The sequence below is a fragment of the Brotocaccenecus cirricatena genome, from assembly GCF_020687045.1.
GTDB lineage: Bacteria > Bacillota > Clostridia > Oscillospirales > Oscillospiraceae > Vescimonas > Vescimonas cirricatena.
Genome location: NZ_JAJEPW010000153.1, coordinates 1 through 1019 on the forward strand (window position 1 = coordinate 1; position 1019 = coordinate 1019).

The window sequence follows — 1019 nt, forward strand, 5'->3', positions numbered from 1 at the left end:
ATGTAAAGTTGCTCATGTCACAGCTCCCTTTCCGCGCTCCGTTTCGGGGCGCTCTTCACAGATTTGGTGTCGGCTACTGACGGCGTTTTCAGCTTCGCAAGGATGGAGGGCTTTTCGCCGGATTTTTCTCTGCGCACCGGCTGCTGGGCACGGCGCTTTTCTGCGTCTTCGCGCTGGACGGCCTGTGCCAGCTCCAGAAGAGAAATGGGCGTGCCGGTCTTGGACTGTTCCTCCAGCTCCGCGACTGTTTTGCGCGGGCCATTGTTGATGATACCGTCGATCATACCGTAATCATCCTCCATGGCCATCTCCGCGTTTTTTAGATAGTTTTCCGGCTTGAGAAAGCCCGGCAGCTCCTTGAAGCCCCAGGAATCGACGTAATGACAGGATACCACGCCGTTCTGCTTCAGCGCTACGATGTCGCTGACGGACAGACTGTGACCGCGAAAATCCTCCGGGCGGCGGATATTGAAGGTCTCGTACAGCTCATTCAATCTGTCCTGCGTATCGCCCCCGCGGTCAAGGTCGCCCGCATAGACGGCGGCGTAATTCTCCTTTTGGACGGAAAGCCCTTTCTTCTCCAGATACTCGGAGTTCATATAGCGGAGCCGCGCCGTGTCATCATTATCCCGAAGCTGATAGATGGCAAAGCTGTCGGCAGGGTTATCAAGGAACGCTTTCTCATAGTCCTGCGGCACGAAGCGGTCTTTGACCGTCTCCCATTCGGAAGCCTCCACGCCGAAGATTCCGTCAAAGCTGCGAATCTCGTCGGCATCGAACGCCATGGCCTCGGTGTTGTCCGTGTGAAGCATATACACGGTCACGTCACGCTCCATAAGCTCCAGCGCACGCTCCTTTGTCAGCGGCAGCATATTGGCATCGGTGTAGCCGTAGGCGTTCATGCTCTCAACAGAGATGGCGGGGTCAGGGATGCAGGCGTTGTCCGGTGCGCTGACCGGTTCTGGCTCCTGCACCGTGATCTCCTGCACGGGTTCGGCAGCAAGGCTCTCCGGCTCCTT

Annotated in this window: 1 protein-coding gene; it reads right to left on the reverse strand. The window is 57.4% G+C overall.

Going from position 1 to position 1019, the window contains the following annotated elements; translation table 11 throughout:
- Nucleotides 1-17: 17 nt before the first annotated feature.
- Nucleotides 18-1019: YodL domain-containing protein (locus LKD37_RS17550; RefSeq protein WP_302930334.1), on the reverse strand; the 1002-nt coding region annotated here is incomplete at its 5' end.